Origin of the sequence: Streptomyces sp. NPDC089915, from assembly GCF_040684675.1 — a bacterium.
In the GTDB taxonomy this organism is placed as follows: Bacteria; Actinomycetota; Actinomycetes; order Streptomycetales; family Streptomycetaceae; genus Streptomyces.
In genome coordinates, this window is sequence record NZ_JBFBGN010000135.1 from 1 (window position 1) to 17,628 (window position 17,628).

At 75.3% G+C, this 17,628-nt stretch carries 15 protein-coding genes and 1 pseudogene; 6 read left to right on the forward strand and 10 right to left on the reverse strand.

The genetic code is table 11. From position 1 onward, the window contains the following. Both AB0O29_RS28755 and AB0O29_RS28760 read left to right on the forward strand, forming a co-directional pair. Window positions 1-1,212 (forward strand): FtsX-like permease family protein (locus AB0O29_RS28755; RefSeq protein WP_365157028.1); only part of this gene is annotated, 1,212 nt, incomplete at its 5' end. Next, window positions 1,209-2,165 (forward strand): ABC transporter ATP-binding protein, encoded by a 957-nt coding sequence (locus AB0O29_RS28760; RefSeq protein ID WP_365157031.1) that lies wholly within the window; start codon window positions 1,209-1,211, stop codon window positions 2,163-2,165. The genes AB0O29_RS28755 and AB0O29_RS28760, both read left to right, overlap by 4 nt. 28 nt (window positions 2,166-2,193) lie before the next feature. Here AB0O29_RS28760 and AB0O29_RS28765 read toward each other — a convergent pair whose 3' ends face one another. Further along, a complete protein-coding gene (locus AB0O29_RS28765; RefSeq protein WP_365157033.1) occupies window positions 2,194-3,012 on the reverse strand; it encodes a helix-turn-helix domain-containing protein in 819 nt (272 codons plus the stop codon). 320 nt (window positions 3,013-3,332) lie between these two features. Between AB0O29_RS28765 and AB0O29_RS28770 the strand changes: the two genes are divergently transcribed. The 3 genes from AB0O29_RS28770 to AB0O29_RS28780 all read left to right on the forward strand — a co-directional run bounded on the left by AB0O29_RS28770 (window position 3,333) and on the right by AB0O29_RS28780 (window position 7,676). After that, a complete protein-coding gene (locus AB0O29_RS28770; RefSeq protein WP_365157036.1) occupies window positions 3,333-5,348 on the forward strand; it encodes a putative Ig domain-containing protein in 2,016 nt (671 codons plus the stop codon). A 172-nt stretch (window positions 5,349-5,520) separates the two neighbouring features. Further along, window positions 5,521-7,017 carry a histidine kinase gene (locus tag AB0O29_RS28775; RefSeq protein WP_365157038.1) on the forward strand — a complete coding sequence of 499 codons (1,497 nt, stop codon included), beginning with the start codon at window positions 5,521-5,523 and terminating at the stop codon, window positions 7,015-7,017. 8 nt (window positions 7,018-7,025) lie between these two features. Beyond that, window positions 7,026-7,676: a response regulator transcription factor gene (locus AB0O29_RS28780; RefSeq protein ID WP_365157041.1), complete on the forward strand. Its 651-nt coding sequence runs from the start codon at window positions 7,026-7,028 to the stop codon at window positions 7,674-7,676. Between the two features lie 14 nt (window positions 7,677-7,690). On the opposite strand, the gene AB0O29_RS28785 is transcribed toward AB0O29_RS28780, so the two are convergent. From AB0O29_RS28785 to AB0O29_RS28805, 5 genes are all read right to left on the reverse strand, one after another. Beyond that, window positions 7,691-7,930 (reverse strand): hypothetical protein, encoded by a 240-nt coding sequence (locus tag AB0O29_RS28785; RefSeq protein WP_365157043.1) that lies wholly within the window; start codon window positions 7,928-7,930, stop codon window positions 7,691-7,693. After that, window positions 7,930-8,793 (reverse strand): sugar-transfer associated ATP-grasp domain-containing protein, encoded by an 864-nt coding sequence (locus AB0O29_RS28790; protein WP_365157046.1) that lies wholly within the window; start codon window positions 8,791-8,793, stop codon window positions 7,930-7,932. The genes AB0O29_RS28785 and AB0O29_RS28790 overlap by 1 nt, the downstream gene beginning before the upstream one ends. Beyond that, window positions 8,790-9,983 (reverse strand): 7TM domain-containing protein, encoded by a 1,194-nt coding sequence (locus AB0O29_RS28795; RefSeq protein ID WP_365157049.1) that lies wholly within the window; start codon window positions 9,981-9,983, stop codon window positions 8,790-8,792. The genes AB0O29_RS28790 and AB0O29_RS28795 overlap by 4 nt, the downstream gene beginning before the upstream one ends. A gap of 158 nt (window positions 9,984-10,141) precedes the next feature. Beyond that, window positions 10,142-11,293, reverse strand: a complete 1,152-nt coding sequence (locus AB0O29_RS28800; RefSeq protein WP_365157052.1) for an agmatine deiminase family protein — start codon at window positions 11,291-11,293, stop codon at window positions 10,142-10,144. A 56-nt stretch (window positions 11,294-11,349) separates the two neighbouring features. Further along, entirely contained in the window at window positions 11,350-12,519 is a 1,170-nt protein-coding gene (locus tag AB0O29_RS28805) for an agmatine deiminase family protein (RefSeq protein ID WP_365157055.1), read from the reverse strand. A gap of 243 nt (window positions 12,520-12,762) precedes the next feature. Between AB0O29_RS28805 and AB0O29_RS28810 the strand changes: the two genes are divergently transcribed. Continuing rightward, window positions 12,763-14,985 carry a sulfatase-like hydrolase/transferase gene (locus tag AB0O29_RS28810; protein WP_365157057.1) on the forward strand — a complete coding sequence of 741 codons (2,223 nt, stop codon included), beginning with the start codon at window positions 12,763-12,765 and terminating at the stop codon, window positions 14,983-14,985. A gap of 133 nt (window positions 14,986-15,118) precedes the next feature. On the opposite strand, the gene AB0O29_RS28815 is transcribed toward AB0O29_RS28810, so the two are convergent. The 4 genes and pseudogenes from AB0O29_RS28815 to AB0O29_RS28830 form a co-directional block, all read right to left on the reverse strand. Then, on the reverse strand, window positions 15,119-16,039 hold the full coding sequence (locus AB0O29_RS28815; RefSeq protein ID WP_365157060.1) for a formylglycine-generating enzyme family protein: 921 nt from the start codon (window positions 16,037-16,039) through the stop codon (window positions 15,119-15,121). A gap of 74 nt (window positions 16,040-16,113) precedes the next feature. Beyond that, a complete protein-coding gene (locus tag AB0O29_RS28820; protein ID WP_365157062.1) occupies window positions 16,114-16,980 on the reverse strand; it encodes a glutathione S-transferase C-terminal domain-containing protein in 867 nt (288 codons plus the stop codon). A 95-nt stretch (window positions 16,981-17,075) separates the two neighbouring features. Further along, complete coding sequence (locus AB0O29_RS28825) at window positions 17,076-17,237, reverse strand: hypothetical protein (RefSeq protein ID WP_365157065.1); 162 nt, start codon at window positions 17,235-17,237, stop codon at window positions 17,076-17,078. A 184-nt stretch (window positions 17,238-17,421) separates the two neighbouring features. After that, window positions 17,422-17,628 (reverse strand): annotated as a pseudogene (locus tag AB0O29_RS28830) (sulfate ABC transporter substrate-binding protein); the annotation flags it as partial.

A 17,628-nucleotide genomic window follows, 5' to 3' on the forward strand; every position in this document is an offset into this window, starting at 1 on the left:
CTGCCGCTCATCGCGCTGCTCCTGGCCGTCACCACCGGCGGGTTCGGGGCCTCGGTCCTGGAATCCGTGGACGCGGCCCGCCTGGCCGGGGCCCACCGGACGATCGGCGGCGACGCCGGGATCTCCGCCGTCGGCGCCGGCACCCTCCCGGAGGGGCTGGTGAAGGCCGCGGACGCGCTCCCGGGCGTCAGGACCTCCGCGACGCTGTGGTCGGACGACGACTCCTGGGTCCTCGGCACCTCCCAGGACCGCACCCGGGTCACCCTGGTCGTCGCGGAGCCCACCGCCTACGCGGCCCTGTCCCGGGCCCTCGGCTGCGGCGCCTTCGACCCGGCCCTGCTCGGCGGCGGCGGTACGGGTTCCGCCGACTCCCCGGTGCCCGCGCTGTTCAGCGCGGGCCTGGCCCGGCAGGCCGGCCCGGGCACCCACACCCTGCGGCCGGGCCCGGGCGGGGAGCTGCGCGTGCGCTCCGCCGGCGTGATCGACTGCACCCCCGCCGTCCCGGGCGCCGGCGGTGAGACGGTCGTCCTGCCGGCCGGTCCCGCCACGGCCCTGATCCGCGGCGGGGTCCAGGCCGGCCGGTGGCTCGCCGTCGGCCCCGTCGACGCGGAGCGGCTGCGCGCCCTGACCCGCGCCGCCCGCCCGGCCCCGTCGCGGACCGCCCCGGCGGCCCCGTCGCCGGACCCGGGCCCCGCCGCCCGGAAGGACCCGGACGCGGGGGAGCGGTACCTGGTGCGCACCAGCGCCGAGTACGTCGCCGAGCTGGGCGCCGATCCCCTCCAGGGCTCGGCCGAGCGCCTGTTCTGGTCCTGCGTGGCCGCGGCCGCCGGCTTCGCGCTGCTGGCCGTCCTGCTCACCCTCGTCCGGAACGTCCCCGAACGCGCGGCGCTGCTGGCGCGGATGCGCACCATGGGGCTGCGCCGCCGCCAGGGCGTGGCGCTGATCCTCGCCGAGGCCCTGCCGCAGACGCTGGCCGCCACCCTGGGCGGGGCCCTGACGGCGGCGGCCGCGGTGGCGCTGCTGGGCCGGGCGATGGACCTGTCCACGCTGGTCGGCGCGGGCGCGCCGACCGGTGTCGGGCTCTCCGCCGGGGCCGTACTGACACCGGCCCTGGGCCTGGCCGCCCTGGTCGCCGCGGCCGTCCTCGTCGAGGCGGCGACCTCCGGGCGGCGGCAGATCACCACCGAGTTGAGAGCGGGAGACCAGCGTTGAACACCGACCAGCCGACGTACGAGGAGCTGCGCCAGCGGGCGGCGGCCGCCACGGAGCCCCGCACCCCGGCGCGGGACGCCGCCATCGCCTGCGACCGCCTGGTACGGATCTTCAGCACGGACGGCATCGAGGTGCAGGCCCTCCAGGGGCTGGAACTGACCGTTGCCCAGGGCGACCTGGTGGCCCTCGTCGGGGCCTCCGGCAGCGGCAAGTCCACCCTGCTGAACATCCTGGCGGGCCTGGACGTCCCGACGGCGGGCACCGCGGCCGTCGCCGGGTACGACCTGCTGGAGCTGTCGGCCCGGGACCGGCTGCGCTACCGGCGCGAGGCGGTCGGCTTCGTCTTCCAGCAGACCGCCCGCAACCTGCTGCCGTTCCTGACGGCCGCCCAGAACGTGGCCCTGCCGATGCAGTTGCGGGGCGGCGGCCGGCGCGGCGCGGGTGCGCGCCGCGCCGCCCGGGTCGCGGAGGTGCTGGACGCCCTCGGCATCGGCGACCTGGCGCACCGGCACCCGGCGCAGCTGTCCGGCGGGCAGCAGCAGCGCGTGGCGATCGCCGTGGCGATGGCGAACGACCCCAAGGTGCTGCTGGCCGACGAGCCCACGGGCGAGCTGGACTCGGAGACGGCCGCCGCGGTCTTCGAGACCTTCCGCACCGTCAACAAGGAACTCGGCGTGACCGTCGTCATCGTGACGCACGACCCGATGGTGGCGGGCGAGGTCCGCCGCACCGTGGCCATCCGCGACGGCCGTACCAGCAGCGAGGTCCTGCGCAGCCTGGTCACCGACGAGCACGGCGAGGAGTCCGTCAGCGAACGGGAGTACGTGGTCCTCGACCGCTCCGGGCGGGTCCAGCTCCCCGCGAAGTTCCTGACGGCCCTGGGCATGGAGCACCGGGTGGCGGTGGACCTGGCCGCGGACCACATCGCGCTGCGGCCGGACGGCACCGGCTGACCGCCGCCGGCGGGGTCCCGCCGGACCGTCAGACGCCTTCGGGGCCGGGCCCTTCCCCTGCCTGCTCCCACACCGCGAGGAAGGCCATCCGCAGACAGGTCGCCAGGGCGGGGTGTTCGATGTAGAGGGCGGTGGTGGCGCGGGTGCCGGCCACCGGGTCGGGCATGTCGCACAGCACCAGCGAGGCGTCGGCGACGACGAGCTTGAGCGGGAGCCGGGGGGCGAACCGGGACTCCTCGCCCGCCGCCGCGAACCGCCGTACGTTCTCCAGGACCTCGGCGTCGCCGAGCGCGTCGTGGGTGTAGACGGCGCGGGCCGTCCCGCCGGCCCGGCGCAGCCTGCGGACGGCCTCGATGCCCTCGTCGTTGGCCGGGGGAGCGACGAAGGGCGGTTTGCAGAAGCTGAGGAGCTCGCGCGCGGCCTGTTCCTGGATCCGGGCGAACCGTTGCGCGATCGCCCGCGGATCGCGGAGCACCTCGATGTAGTCGAGCGGGTCGGTGTGCGTCCGGCCGTCGCTCCACACGGGGGCCAGGGCCAGGGCGAGCGCGCCGGACACCTGGTCCAGGCGTTCCAGGGACTGGCGCTGACGGGCCATCAGCCGGGCCAGGGCGAGATCGGGGGCCACCGCCGAGAAGGAGGTGACCCGGCCCGGGCGCGGTACGGCCAGCTGCCGCCGCACCAGGGCGTCGAGCACGTCGTAGACCCGCTGGCGGGGCACCTGCGCGGCGCGCGCCGCCTCGGCGGCGGTGTAGGACTCCCGCCGGACCAGGGCGAGGTAGACCAGCGCCTCGTAGCGGGACAGCCCGAGGGCCATCAGATCGTTGACCGCGCCGTCGTCCGACTCCATGGAAGGACACGGTATAGGCGGCCAACACCCAACCAGAGCCAAGCCTTTGCCATTCGCCGGGTGTCCCCTTGGCCGGAATCTCCATACCTTCGGCGTTGGCCACCACTGCACGTGGTGACAGTTCGCGCACCGCCGCACCCGTGCCACTCGCAACCCCGTGCCGCCTTCCGGGCGGGCCTCCGCCGGCGTGAAGCTCCTGGATCCGCCGTGGGTTCTGACATGCCCATGGCAGATTCGGCGCTCCTGTGACGTCCCCCGGTGTCCCGCCGTGCCCGGAACCCCCGCGACGCGGTCCCCAACCCCCCATGGAGGGCAGTTCCTTGCGCAACGCCCTGTCCCAGCGCGCCGCACGGCTCAGCCGTCGCGGCGCCACCGCCTTACTCTCGGCGGCAGCCCTGGTATCCGGCGGCGTGATCGCCTTCGCGCCCCCGTCCGCCGCCCTGTCCGGACCCTCCGCCGCCGCCCCGGGAGCCGCCGCCGGCGGCGTGCACACCCGGCGGCTGTGCTCCGAGCCCGCCCAGCGCTCGTTCATGGCCTGCCACGCCCTCGCCCGCACCGACGTCGAGCAGCACCCGAGCCTCGCGCCGGGCCTGGTCCCCTCCGGCTACGGCCCGGCCGACCTGCAGAGCGCCTACGCCCTGCCGGCCGCCGCCGGCGCCGGGGCCACCGTCGCCATCATCGACGCCTACGACGACCCGAACGCCGAGTCCGACCTGGCCGCCTACCGCTCCCAGTACGGCCTGCCGGCCTGCACCACGGCGAACGGCTGCTTCCGCAAGGTCGACCAGAACGGCGGCACGAGCTACCCGACCGCCGACTCCGGCTGGGCCGGCGAGATCTCCCTCGACGTGGACATGGTCAGCGCCGTCTGCCCGCAGTGCCACATCCTGCTCGTCGAGGCGGCCCAGCCGTCCATGGAGGACCTCGGCGCCGCCGTGAACCGCGCCGTGTCGATGGGCGCCAAGTTCGTCTCCAACAGCTACGGCGGCGGGGAGGACTCCACCGACCCCGCCTCCGACTCCTCCTACTTCAACCACCCGGGCGTGGCCATCACCGTCAGCTCCGGCGACAGCGGCTACGGGGTCGAGTACCCGGCGGCCTCCCAGTACGTGACCGCGGTCGGCGGAACCTCCCTCAGCCGCGCCGGCGGCACCTCCCGGGGCTGGTCCGAAAGCGTCTGGGGCAGCAGCTCCGGGGGCAACGGCGCCGGCTCGGGCTGCTCGGCCTACACGACGAAGCCCTCCTGGCAGGCCGACACCGGCTGCGCCAAGCGGACCGTCGCCGACGTCTCCGCCGTCGCCGACCCGGCCACCGGCCTCGCGGTCTACGACAGCTACCAGGCCAGCGGCTGGAACGTCTACGGCGGGACCAGCGCCTCGGCGCCCATCATCGCCTCCGTGTACGCCCTCGCGGGCACCCCGGCCGCCGGCTCCACCCCGTCGTCCTTCCCCTACGCCCACACCGCCTCCCTCAACGACGTGACCAGCGGCGCCAACGGCTCCTGCGGCGGCGGCTACCTGTGCACCGCCAAGTCCGGCTACGACGGCCCGACCGGCCTCGGCACCCCGCAGGGCACCGCGGCCTTCACCGGCGGCACCACCGGCGGCAACACCGTCACCGTCACCAACCCCGGCAACCGCTCCACCGCCGTCGGAACCGCCGCCACCCTCCAGGTCCAGGCCACCGACTCCGCCTCCGGGCAGACCCTCACCTACAGCGCCACCGGCCTCCCGCCCGGCCTCTCGGTCGGCGCCTCCACCGGCCTGATCAGCGGCACGCCCACCACCGCCGGCACCTACAACGTGACGGTCAGCGCCAAGGACACCACCAACGCCAGTGGCAGCGCCTCCTTCACCTGGACCGTCACCCCCACCGGCGGGAACTGCACCCCGGCGCAGCTCCTGGGCAACCAGGGCTTCGAGACCGGCACCGCCCCCTGGACCGCCAGCTCCGGAGTCATCGACAGCGGCACGGGTGAGGCCGCGCACTCCGGATCCTGGAAGGCCTGGCTCGACGGCTACGGCTCCACCCACACCGACTCGCTCTCCCAGACGGTGACCATCCCGGCCGGCTGCCACGCCACCCTCAGCTTCTACCTGCACGTCGACACCGCCGAGACGACCTCCTCGGTCGCCTACGACAAGCTCTCCGTGCAGGCCGGCTCCACCACCCTGGCCGGCTACTCCAACCTCGACAAGAACTCCGGCTACGCGCAGAAGACCTTCGACCTGTCCTCCTTCGCGGGCCAGACGGTCACGGTCAAGTTCACCGGAACCGAGGACTCCAGCCTCCAGACCTCCTTCGTCATCGACGACACCGCACTGACCACCGGCTGACCCGCACCACCGGGGACGGGGCACCGCACCCCTGCGGTGCCCCGTTTCCGTCCACAGAAATTGACTGAATCTTCAGTCAGCGAGAGGATGCGGGGCAGACCGCCGGTCGCCGCCCCTGCGCCCGTACCGCCCGTACCGCCCGTACCGCCCGCACCGCCGAAAGAGCCGCCACATGCCCGCTGCCCGCCACGACGCGCGGTCCGCCGACCCGCGTCGGCGGCTGCCGCCCGCCCTGCCGTGCCTGCCGGGCGACCTGCTCCTCATCGCCGCCGTGACCGCCACGGCGGCGGCCCTCCTGGAGTGGACCGACGGCTGGGGCGCCGACGGGCTGATCGGCCCCGCGGCCCGCTTCGCCGCCGCCGGCTGTGCGGCGGCGGCGGTGCTGGTCCGCCGGCGGTGGCCCTCGGCCGCTCTCGCGGTGGCCTCGGTGCTCGCCGCCGTGGAGCCGCTGACCGGAGGGGCGCTCGTCGTCGTGGCCTACACGGCGGGATCGCGCTGGTCGGACCTGCGCGGCAGGCCGCTGCTGCCGGCCGTGTGCGCGGCGGGCCCGCCGGCGGTCACCGCCCTGCTCACCGCGGGCGAGAGCGCGGCGGTCCGCGAGTACGAGGCGATGACCGTGCTCGTCACCGTGATCGTGTGCGGCGCCCTGCCGGGACTGGCCGGCGCGCTCGCCGGCCAGCATGAGCGCCTGCTGCGCGCCCTGTGGGAACGCAACGCCGTCCTGGAACGGGCGCAGCGCTCGGCCGAGGAGCAGGCCCGCGCCTGTGAACGGGCCCGGATCGCCGGTGAGATGCACGACCTCCTCGGCCACCGGCTGAGCCTGGCGGCGCTGCACTCCGGCGGGCTGGAGCTGGCGGGCCGGGCCTGCGGCCCGGAGATCGAGCGGACCGCCGTGCTGGTGCACGCCACCGTCCGCGAGGCGATGGACGAACTGCGGGGGGTGCTCGGCGTGCTCCGGGCCGGCGACGACCGGGCCGCGGCCCCCGATCCGCTGACCCCCGCGACGGGCACCCGCGCCGACGTCGCGGCCCTCGTCGGCGAATCCCACGCCGCGGGCGTCCCGGTGCACCTGCGGTGGACCGGCCGCGACCTGGACGACGCCGCCCCCACCGCCCGGCGCGCGGTCCACCGGGTGGTCCGCGAGGCCCTGACCAACGTGCACAAGCACGCCGCCGGCGCCCCGGTGGAGGTGACCGTCCACCGCGACACCGGCGAGGTGCGGGTCGACGTCCGCAACGGCCCCGGTGGCGCGGGCCGCCCGGAGCGGCCCGCGCCCGGCAGCGGGCTCGGCCTGGCCGGTCTGCACGAGCGGGTGCGGCTGCTCGGCGGATCGCTGGGGGCCGCCCGCACCGGCGAGGGCGGATTCCTCGTCGACGCCCGCATCCCGCTGCGCGCCGGCCCGGCCGCGCCCCGTACGGCCGCGGACCCGTTGGCGGGTCTGGGCGCACTGGCCGGCCCGCGGACCTGGCTGAGCCGGACGGCGGCGGGCGCCCTCATGGGGCTGGGCGTGGTGGGCGCGGTCGCCCTGCAGTTCGTCACGCTCTCCTTCGTCCCCTTCCCGGCGGACGAAGGGCCGCAGGACCCCGGGCGGCCCGGAACCTCCGTCGAGGACGACGCCCGCCGCGGGCCCGCCACCCCCTTCGCCCCGATCCCCCTCCCCACACCGTGAGGCCCGCCGTGATCCGTGTTCTCCTCGCCGACGACCAGGACCTGGTGCGCGCCGGGATCCGCCTGGTGCTTGGGCACGCCGAGGACGTCGAGGTGGTGGCGGAGGCCGCCTCCGGCCACGAGGCGGCGGAACTCGCCGTCCGGCACCGGGTGGACGTCGCCATGCTCGACATCCGGATGCCCGGCTCCGACGGGCTCGACGCGGCCGAACTCATCGCCGCCCGGGCCCCGTCCGTGCGGGTGGTCATGCTGACCACCTTCGGGGAGCAGGAGTACGTGGCCCGGGCGCTGCGGGCGGGCGCGATGGGCTTCATGCTGAAGGACAGCACCCCGCAGGAGCTGATCCAGGCGGTCCGCACGGTCGCAGGCGGCACCCCGATGGTGTCCCCGAGGATCACCCGGCACCTCATCGACCGCTACCTCGCCTCCGACGAGGAGCCGGCCGACCCGAGGCTCGAACGGATCTCGGCGCTGACCGGCCGCGAGCGGGAGGTGCTCGCCATGGTCGGCACCGGGGCCTCGAACGCCGAGATCGGCCGGCGGCTGCACCTCGGGGAGGGCACGGTGAAGGCGTACGTGAGCCGGATGCTGACCAAGCTGGCCTGCGCCAACCGGGTCCAGGCCGCCCTCCTCGCCCACGACGCCCGGCTCCGCCCCTGAGGCTGATATTCCGGTCAGGATCTCCGGGAGGTAGTGGGACCGGGCGAGGGCGGCACGGAAGGCCGGGCGGACGGGGTGGACTGGCCGGACGGGGCCGACGGGACGGCCGGGCCGGACGGGACCGCCGGGCCGACGGCCGGGGCGTCCGGGTCCGGCGCCGGCCGGGCCGGTTCCGCGCGGACGGCGCTCACCGTCAGGAACGCCCCGGCGAGTCCGGCGACGACGATCTTGGAAGCCAGGGCGAGCCCTCGCATCAGTTCCTCCTGTGCTGGGCGGACGAGGGCGCCAGACCGCGCCCGGTGACGTTCTGGATCTGGAGCCCGGGGCGGGCGTTGACCTCCAGGATCAGCGGGCCCCGGTCGGCGTCGACGACGATGTCGGCGCCCAGGTAGCGCAGGCCGGTGGCCGCCGCGCAGCGGCGGGCCGCGTCGAGGACCTCGGGCCAGTGCGGGACGCGCGCGCCGATCAGCGGCTCCCCCGTGTCGGGGTGGTGGCCGGTGGGCTCCCTGCCGACGAGGGCGTGGGTGATGCGGCCGGTGTCCAGGTCGACGGCGGCGCCGATGGCCTTCTGGTGGAGGTTGGCCCGGCCCCCGCTGAACCGGGTGGGCAGCCGCAGCATGGCCAGCTGCGGCCGGTCGCCCCGGCAGATCACCCGGATGTCCGGCAGGCCCTGGTGCGAGAGCCGCTCCAGCTCCGGGTGGGCGCGGATCAGCGGCTCGAACATCGCCCAGTCCTGGGGCCGCGGGGAGAACTCCCCGTCCAGGATCCGCCTCAGGTGGTCGGCCACGGCCTCGCGGGTGATCCGCTTGCCGGAGGACGAGTACCAGGTGGCGCGGCGCCTGCCGAACGACAGCAGGATCCCGTTGCCGCCGAGGCTCTGGTTCGGCTTGAGCGCCCAGGCGTCGGGCAGGCCGCTCCAGTCGAGGGAGGAGACCTCCGGACGGGAGCGCAGCAGGGCCACGGTGGGGGAGGTGGGCGCGCCGACGGCGGCCAGCGCCTCCTTGGTGGCGTACTTGTCGTTGACCAGGCGGATCGCGGCCCGGGGGTTCTGCTCCGAGATCCGGGCGTTGCGCCGGTTCATGCCGAGCACCGGGTCCCAGCCCCGCAGCCGGATCACGCGGCACCGCCCTGCGCCCTGGCGGCGGGCGCGAACCTGAACAGCTCGTTCAGCCGCAGCCCCCGGTAGGTCCCGACCAGCACCGCCCACACCGCGCAGACGGCCGCCAGCTGCAGCGGCACGGACTCCGCGAGGTGGCGCACGTACGGGGTGAGCAGCAGCAGCGCCACCAGGACGGCCGTGCCCATCGTCAGCGCGGCTCCGACGGCGGCCGACCGGAAGCCGTCGAGGTCCCACTGCTCCCACAGCCGCTCGGTGATGATCGAGGTGACCACGACGGGCATGGTCATGCCCCAGGAGTCGGACAGCCCGAACCCGCCGAGGGAGAGCTGGGCCGCGATCAGGCCGGTGGTGACCACGCCGATCAGGACGCCCAGCCGGGCCACGCGCGGCAGGTGCAGGCGGCGCAGCAGCGGCTGGATGACGAATCCGAGCGCGAACAGCACCAGGGTCAGGGGCACCCCGAGGAGCAGCCCCGACTGCGCGTAGGCCAGCGCCAGCAGGACGGGGCTGAAGGTGCCCAGGGTGTTGAGTCCGACGACCACCCGCAGGAGCACGATCACCAGTGCGGCCAGCGGCAGCAGGGCCATCATGGACACCGGGTCGATCGCCGGGGCCTTGGCGAACAGGACGCGCAGGGCGGACGGGGCCTTGGCGGCGTCGGGCTGGGTCAGCAGCCGCTTGCCGACGGCCACGTGGAGCCCCTGGACGTCCTGCCGGCCGAGCAGGACGGGGGTCTCCCGTTTGGCACGGCTGTTGACAGTGGTCCTGGCGACGAAGGACCGGCCGGCGAGGCGCACGGTGGAGTCGACCACGGGCCGCTGTTCGCGGCCGAGCGCGGAGGCCACGGTGACCTTGGGGGCCGCCTTGAGGTCGAAACCGAGCTCCTTGGCCAGGCGGGTGTCCATCGAGGAGGCCGACGCGCCGGTGTCGACCATGGCGAGCACCTCGCGCGTCGTGCCGTTCGGCCCGCTGATCCGCACCATCTCCCGCTCGCCGATCACGTCGGACGAGCGCCCGAGGGGCCGGTCGGGCGAGCCGAGGACGGCGGCCAGCAGGAGCCCCAGCGCGGCCACGGCCGCCAGCACCTTGAGCAGCACCGGCGTCTTCCCGCGGCCGCCCCGGTGCCCGCCGCCCGGCGTGCGGTCGGTGTCGGTCGGCCCGGCTTCGTTCGTATGAAGATCTTTCACGGGACCAGCCTTGTGGAGCGGGCGCGTCCGGCAGTAGTGGCGATCGGCCCGCGCGGGGCAACGAAAGTGCACAGTCGCCCGCGACCGGCGGGGACGCGAACGCGGCCCGGCCCCACGCCGGATGACGTGGGGCCGGGCCGCGTGCGCGGAGGTGTCGCTCAGCCGGCGACGGCGGGCTGGTCGTGGGTGGCGCAGTGGATGCCGCCGCCGCCCGAGGCGATCGCGTCGATCTTCACGGGGACGATCTCGCGGTCGGGGAAGTGCTCCTTCATGATCTGCCGCGCCCGGTCGTCGGCCCGGGCGTCGCCGAACCGGGGCAGGTAGACGCCCTTGGCGCCGATGTAGAAGTTCATGTACGAGGAGACGAAGGCGTCGCCGCGGCCGGTGATCCGGTCGGGGTCGGGCTGGGACAGCTCCATCACCTGGATCTTCTTGCCCCGCGCGTCGGTGGCGTCCTTGAGGACGGACTTCGCCTGGTCGGCCGAGCGCGACCACACGTCGGCCGGGGTGCCCGGGAAGGCCTTGTCCAGCAGGACGACGCCGGGCGCCACGAACCGCATCAGGCAGTCCACGTGCGCGTCGGTGATGTCCTTGCCCTTCACGCCGGCCAGCCAGATCACCTTGGTCACGCCGAAGGCCTTCTTCAGCTCCGCCTCGACCCGGTCGCGGCTCATGCCGGGATTGCGGTTGGAGTTGACCACGGAGCTCTCGGTGAGCACCAGGGTGCCCAGGCCGTCGGTCTCGAAGGAGCCGCCCTCGGCGACGAGCGGGGTCTCGATCCGCTCGATGCCGTACTTGGCCAGCAGGGCCCGGGCCACCTTGCCGTCGTTGCCGTGCTCCTGCTTGTCGCCCCAGCCGCTGAAGTTGAAGTCGACGCCCTTGACCTTGCCGCCCTCCTCCACGAAGACCGGCGCCGTGTCCCGGGCCCACAGGTCGTCGACCGCGAGCGGGATCACCTCCACGTCCGCGCCGCAGGCCTGCTGGGCCGCGTCCGCCTGCTCCGGCCGGGCCATGAGCACCACCGGCTCGCGGGCGCCGATGGCGGCCGCGAGCCCGGCGATGTCCCCCCGCACGTCGCCCAGCTGCTCGCCCCAGACGTTCTCGGACGCGGGCCAGGCCATGAACGTACGGGTGTGCTTCTCCCACTCGGCGCCGAGCCGGCGCCCGTTCCCCCCGCCGGGACCCGGGGTGTCCGGCCCCTCCTCGGCCCCGTCGTCGAGCGCGGAACAGGCGGTCAGGCCGAGGGCGAGCGCGCTCGCTCCGGCGAGGGAGCGCAGCACGGCGCGGCGGGACGGGGCGGGGGTCGACACAGGGTCCTCCGGTCGGTGAGGGGAGAGGGGGGAGGGGACGGCGGACGGGCGGCCGGTCAGGGCATGGGCTCGTGCATGGTCGAGCAGTGGATGCCGCCGCCCCCGCCCATCAGGCGGTCGACATCGAGCTGGACGACCTCGCGGCCGGGGAAGGCGGCCGCCAGGGCCCGCCGGGCGGCCTCGTCCTTCGCCCGGTCGCCGAACTGCGCGGTGATCACGCCGCCGTTGACGAGGACGAAGTTCAGGTAGGAGTCGACGAAGGTCGAGCTCTTCGAGCGGACCTCGTCGGGCCCGTCCACCCGGATCACCTGGAGCCGCCGGCCGCGGGCATCGGTCGCCGAGGAGAGGATCGAGAACTGCTCGCGGGCGTCGCGCGCCCACTCGTCGTTGCGGTCGGCGGGCGGCAGCTGGACCATCACCACGCCGGGACGGATGAACCGCGAGGTGACGTCGACGTGGTCGTCGGTGATGTCCTTGCCCTTGATCCCGGGCAGCCAGATCATCTTGTCCGCGCCGTAGGCGTCGAGGACGGCGTCCTCGATCTCGTCGCGGCTCATGCCCCGGTTGCGGTTCTTGTTGACCAGGCTGCTCTCGGTCGCCATCACCGTGCCGTCGCCGTCCGTCTCCACCGCCCCGCCCTCGCCGACCAGGTCGGCGTAGGTGAGCCGCAGGCCCCGCCTGCGGGCGACCCGCTCGGCGGCGCGGGCGTCGTCGGTGTGGACCTGCTTGTCGCCCCACCCGTTGAAGTTCAGGGAGACCGCGTCGAGGCCGCCGTTCCCGTCGCGGCGGAAGACCGGGGCGATGTCGCGCATCCACAGGTCGTCGGTGGGGATCGCCGTGGTCAGCTCGACCTGCGGGCCGCACAGCGGCCGCGCCTCGCGGGCGCTGTAGTCGTCGGGGACGCACATCACCACGGGCTCGAACTCGGCGATCGTGCGCGCGATCAGCCCGATGTCCTCCTTCACACCGGACAGCTGCCGCCCCCACACCGACTTCCGCGAGGGCCAGGACATCCAGGTCCGGGCGTGCGGGACGTCGTCGGCCGGGACCCGGGGGCGTACGCCGCCCGGCCGCGGGGAGGGCGTGGCGGAGGCGGCACTGAGCGCGGCGCCGCCGAGGGCGACGCCGGCCGCGCCGAGGCCGACCGCCCCGAGCAGCTTCCGGCGGGAGGGCAGGACCCCGAGCAGGTGGTCGGCGAGCGAGCGCTCGTCGCGGTGTTCGGTCATGGCATCTCCAGATCAAGTAGACCTTTGCCGGGCCGGCGCCGCATGCGCGGGCAGGGGGCGGCCGGCCGGCCAGGGCTGCCGCCCTGACCTCACCCTCGCACTGACTGAAATTTCAGTCAAACCCATGGGAGTGGGTGCCGTCACAAGGTCTTCATGCCCCGTGCATGGTCCCGGGGGTCCCGCGCGGCCCATGATCGGCGCACCCGCCCGGCCCGCGACCCGCACCCGAGGAGCCCCCCCGCCATGCCCAGCCGCCGTACGTTCCTGGCCGGCTCGACCGCCGCGCTCGGCCTCACCGCCGCCACCGCCACCGCCGCACCGGCGGCCCTGGCCGAGGCCCCGGCGGACCCGCCCGCCACCCGGCAGCCCAACCTCGTCGTCGTCCTCGCCGACGACCTCGGCTACGGCGAACTCGGCGCGTACGGACAGAAGCTGATCACCACCCCCCGCCTGGACCGGCTCGCCGCCGAGGGGCTGCGCTTCACCGACGCCTACTCCACCGCCGCCGTCTGCGCCCCCTCACGCGGCTCCCTCCTGACCGGACTCCACACCGGCCACGCCACGGTCCGCGCCAACCCCTCCTCCGGCGGCCAGGGCTCCCTCACCGCCGCCGACACCACCTTCGCCCAGGTGCTCAGGGCCCGCGGCTACCGGACCGCCGTGATCGGCAAATGGGGCTTCGGGCCGGAGGCCCCCGGCCAGGACAGCCACCCGGCCGCCCGCGGCTTCGAGGAGTTCTACGGGTACATCGACCACGGCCACGCCCACCAGTACTACCCCGAGTACCTCTGGCACAACGACGTGAAGGAGCCCATCCCCGCCAACGCGGGCGGCACGAAGGCCGTGTACGCGCCGGACCTCCTGGAGCGCCGCGCCCTGGACTTCATCGGGGACCACGCGGCGGAGCCCTTCCTCCTCCTGCTCACCCCCAACGTCCCGCACGCCCCCAGCGACGTCCCCGACACCGGCGCCTACGCCGGCCGCGCCTGGCCGGCCGCCGACAAGGGGCACGCCGCCCAGGTGAGCTACTTCGACTCCCTGGTCGGCAAGGTCGTCGACCGGCTGCGCGCCCTCGGCCTGGAACAGGACACCGTCCTCCTCGTCACCAGCGACAACGGCCCCCACGAGGAGGGCGGCGTCAACCCCGACCTGTTCGACGCGAACGGCCCGCTGCGCGGCTACAAGCGCAACCTCTACGAGGGCGGCGTACGGATCCCCCTCGTCGCCTGGGGCCCCGGCCGGGTCCGGCAGGGCACCACCGACCGCCCCACCCCCCTGACCGACGTCCTGCCCACCCTCGCCGAGCTCGCCGGCGCCCCCGCCCCCGCCGACGTGGACGGGCTCTCCGCCGCACCCCTGCTCGCCGGCAGCCCCGACTCGGCCCGCCACGGACACCTGTACTGGTTCCGCGACGAACTGGGCGTCACCGCCCGCGCCAACGCCCAGGACGCCAAACGCGCCACCTGGCTCGCCGAGGCGGTCCGCCGCGAGAACTGGAAGGCCGTGCGCTTCGCCCCCGAACGCGACCACGCCCTCCCCGACGCGAAATGGCAGGTGGAGCTGTACGACCTGGCCGCCGACCCCGGCGAGACCCGCGACCTCGCCGCGACGTACCCGGCCAGGGCCGCGGAACTGGTGGCGCTGATGCGCGCCTCCTGGAAGGACCCCTATCCCCGGACCGGATTCGGCACCCGCCTGACACCGCCCGCCCTGGCCGTCCCGGGCGAGGCCTTCACCGTCACCGCCACCCTCGACAACGGCTCCGCGCGCCCGTGGACCACCGCCGCGCTCGCCCTGCGCGCCCCCGCCGGATGGACCGTGGCCCCCGCCTCCCCGGCCGCCGCGGACCGGCTTCCCGCAGGGGGCCGCCTCACCGCGTCCTGGCAGGTCACCCCGCCCGCGAACGCCGCCCCCGCGACCGCGTGGACCCTCACCGCCGAAGGCACCGCCCTCGCCCCCGGCGGCCCCGTCCGCTACCCGGCGACGGCGACCGTCCCCACCCCGCCGCCGGCCCCCACCCGCGACTCCTACCTCTCCGACCTCACCTGGATCAGCGCGACGAACGGATGGGGACCGGTGGAACGCGACGCCTCGAACGGGAAGAACGCCGCCGGGGACGGCCCGCCGATCTCCTTCGGGGGCACCACCTACCCCAAGGGCCTCGGCGTCCACGCACCCAGCGACATCGCCTACCACCTCGGCGGGAGCGCCGCACGGTTCACCGCGCTCGTCGGCATCGACGACTTCTCCGCCCGGCAGAGCGCCCTCGGCGCCACCCGCGCCAAGGTCTACGGAGACGGCCGCCCCCTGCTGACCACCCCCGTCCTCACGGCGGCGGGCGGCCCGGTCGCGGTCGACGTCGACGTACGCGGCGTGCGCTTGCTGCGGCTGGTGGTCGAGGACGCCAACGACCGGACGTCCTTCGACCACACCTCCTGGGCCCTGGCCCGCGTCACGGTGGCCTGACCCCCTCCGGCCCGCCTACCGAAGGGAGTCGAACGAGTCCCGGGCGCTGAAGTGGTACACCCCGACCCTCGGGCGGGACACGGCGGCGGGGGTGGCGAGCGGCCGGCTGGTGCCGGCCGCGCCGGTCAACTCGTCACGGGAGGACGGCAGAAGCCCCGAACGGGTCCGCGGCCACCCGGAACCCTATGTTCCCCGTCGAGCTGTCGGCGGTGTTCGAGCTGCGGGCCGCCACTCGGTAGCGGTTGCAGTAGGAGTCGTGGCACAGGTACGAGCCCCCGCGCATCGCGCGGGAGGACTCCTCGCCCGGGGTGAACGGGTCCGCGCACCACTCCCAGACGTTGCCGACGGTGTTGTACAGGCCGAAGCCGTTGGGCCGGAAGGACTTCACGGGAGCCGTGGAGACATGGCCGTCGGCGGCGGTGTTGACCGCGGGGAACTCCCCCTGCCAGATGTTGCACATGTGGCGTCCGCCGGGGGTGAGTTCGTCGCCCCACGGGTAGCGCCGCTGCTCCAGCCCGCCCCGGGCGGCGTACTCCCACTCGGCCTCGGTGGGCAGCCGGGTGCCGGACCAGGCGCAGTAGGCGAGGGCGTCGTTCCAGGAGACGTGGACGACGGGGTGGTGCTGACGGCCGGTCACGTCCGAGCCCGGCCCCTCGGGGCTGCGCCAGGAGGCCCCCTCCACGGCCCGCCACCACGGAACGCCCGCCACCGGCGGCGAGACGGCGGCGACCCGCTCCCCGAGGAAGGCGCCGAAGGCGAACGAGAACCCGAAGCGCTCGGCCTCGGTGACGTGGCCCGTGGCCTTGACGAAGGTGGCGAACCCGGCGTTGGTCACGGTCGTGGCCGCGATCCGGAAGGGCGCCACGGCCACCTCGCGGACCGGCCCCTCGGCATCGGCGGGGAACCCGTCGGGGTCGTCGGTGCCCATCAGGAACCGGCCGCCCGGCAGCGCGAGCAGCTGCCGGGCCACCCGCGAGGGCCCGGCCGCCCGGGCCGGCGGGCCGAGGGCGAGCGCGGGGGAGTGGGCGTGGCCGGGGGTGCAGCAGTCGGGCATGTCGCTCCGTCGGGACGGGGCCGGCCGGGCCCCGGGGACGGGCGCCCGGCCGGCGGGGTGATCGGGCGGCGGCGTCAGCGGCCGGTGGCGGTGGCGGAGTCCGGGACCCGGCCCGGCCAGTCCACGATGCGCACCGCCGCGCCGGCCGCCTCCTCGCCCCGGCACTGGGCGTGGTGGCGGCGGGCGATGGCGTCGAGGTCGAGGTGGGGGGCGAAGGCCGGGTGCGCCGCCAGCCGGCGGGCGTAGGACCACAGCCGAGGGTGGTCGGTGAGCCGGTACACGGCCTCCGCGTCCAGGTGCCAGCGGTGCACGGTGTCCAGCTGGACCAGGGTCACCCACAACTGCACGTCGGCTGCGGTCGGTTCCCCGCCCAGCACGTACGGGGCGGAGGTGAGCCGGCGGTCCAGCGCGCCCAGGGAGCGCAGCAGGACCCCGAGTGCCGCCTCGCGCGCCGCGGGGTCGGCGCCGGAGCGGCCCGCGCGCTGCGCCGCCGCGTTGACGCCCTGCTCGCAGAGCCGGCCCACGGCGCCGATCCGCCGGTCGGCGCCGTCCGGGTACAGGCGGGGGCCGCCGGCGGCGAACCGCCGCCCCAGGTCCTCGAGGATGTCCGGGGCGTGCGTGCTGACGATCCGTCCGGTCCAGTCGTCACTGAGCACCGGGGCCACCGCCGGCCCGGGGTACAGGTGCGCACTGGCCTGGTACAGCGGGCGCAGCGCCAGGTGTCCGCCGTCGGGCGCGTCGGGCACGGCGGGCAGCGGGGTCACGGGGAGGGCCTCGTCCAGGCCCAGCAGGCTGTGGGTGATCGCGATCCGCAGACAGAACGGACCCGAGGGCGAGAGGTGCAGCCGGTAGCGGTGCGGGACGGCCGGGTAGCCGCTGCGCGCGTCACGGCCGATCCGGCCGCGGAAGGACGGCACGGCTTTGGGGGAAGTGGCGGACATGCGTCTCCCTGGGAGTGCTCGGTCACGGGCGTGCGAGGAGGACGGCCGGTGACGGCTCCGGTGCGGCCGGGACCGGCGGGTGCGTGCGCGGAGGCTCAGCGGCGGGCGTGGGAGGGGCCGCCGGGGTGCGGGGGATTCGCCGCACTGCACACGCGCAGGAGGTCGATGTGCCGGCGGGAGGTCAGCAGGGGGCGCGGCAGCGGCGGCACGGCGGTGCGTCCGCCGTCGGTGCCGTGGTTCCGCGCAGAACAGCCCATGATTCCCTACCGGTTCACCAGGATTCGCCGTTGTGGAGTCTCGGCCGGTGCCCGGCCGCTGTCAAGACCGCCCGGCGGCCCGCACGCCGGGCGCGGGCCGGTGCCCGCCACGCGCGGCGGCACCGGCTCCGCGCGGGGCCGTGCCCCGGGTAGCCGGTGCCGCCGCGCCGGGCGTGACCGGGTGTTACTTGGCGCCGAGGCCGCCGTCGGCGACCTCGGGCTTGCCTGCGGTCTTGAGGACCTTGTTGAGGAGGGTGAGGTCGTAGATGCCGGTGAGGTCGGGCTTGTCGAGGAGTTTGGCCTTGACGGCCCAGTCGGCTTCGGTCTTGAGGGTGGAGGCGAGGGGGTCGTCGGTGACGAGGATGGACTGCCAGGCGGGGTCGAGGATCTT

Excerpts from the sequence above, each read along its gene's own strand:
- AB0O29_RS28765 (WP_365157033.1), bottom strand. The coding sequence starts at position 3,012 with ATGGAGTCGGACGACGGCGCGGTCAACGATCTGATGGCCCTCGGGCTG.
- AB0O29_RS28775 (WP_365157038.1), top strand. The coding sequence starts at position 5,521 with ATGCCCGCTGCCCGCCACGACGCGCGGTCCGCCGACCCGCGTCGGCGG.
- AB0O29_RS28785 (WP_365157043.1), bottom strand. The coding sequence starts at position 7,930 with ATGCGAGGGCTCGCCCTGGCTTCCAAGATCGTCGTCGCCGGACTCGCC.
- AB0O29_RS28805 (WP_365157055.1), bottom strand. The coding sequence starts at position 12,519 with ATGACCGAACACCGCGACGAGCGCTCGCTCGCCGACCACCTGCTCGGG.
- AB0O29_RS28810 (WP_365157057.1), top strand. The coding sequence starts at position 12,763 with ATGCCCAGCCGCCGTACGTTCCTGGCCGGCTCGACCGCCGCGCTCGGC.
- AB0O29_RS28815 (WP_365157060.1), bottom strand. The coding sequence starts at position 16,039 with ATGCCCGACTGCTGCACCCCCGGCCACGCCCACTCCCCCGCGCTCGCC.
- AB0O29_RS28820 (WP_365157062.1), bottom strand. The coding sequence starts at position 16,980 with ATGTCCGCCACTTCCCCCAAAGCCGTGCCGTCCTTCCGCGGCCGGATC.
- AB0O29_RS28825 (WP_365157065.1), bottom strand. The coding sequence starts at position 17,237 with ATGGGCTGTTCTGCGCGGAACCACGGCACCGACGGCGGACGCACCGCC.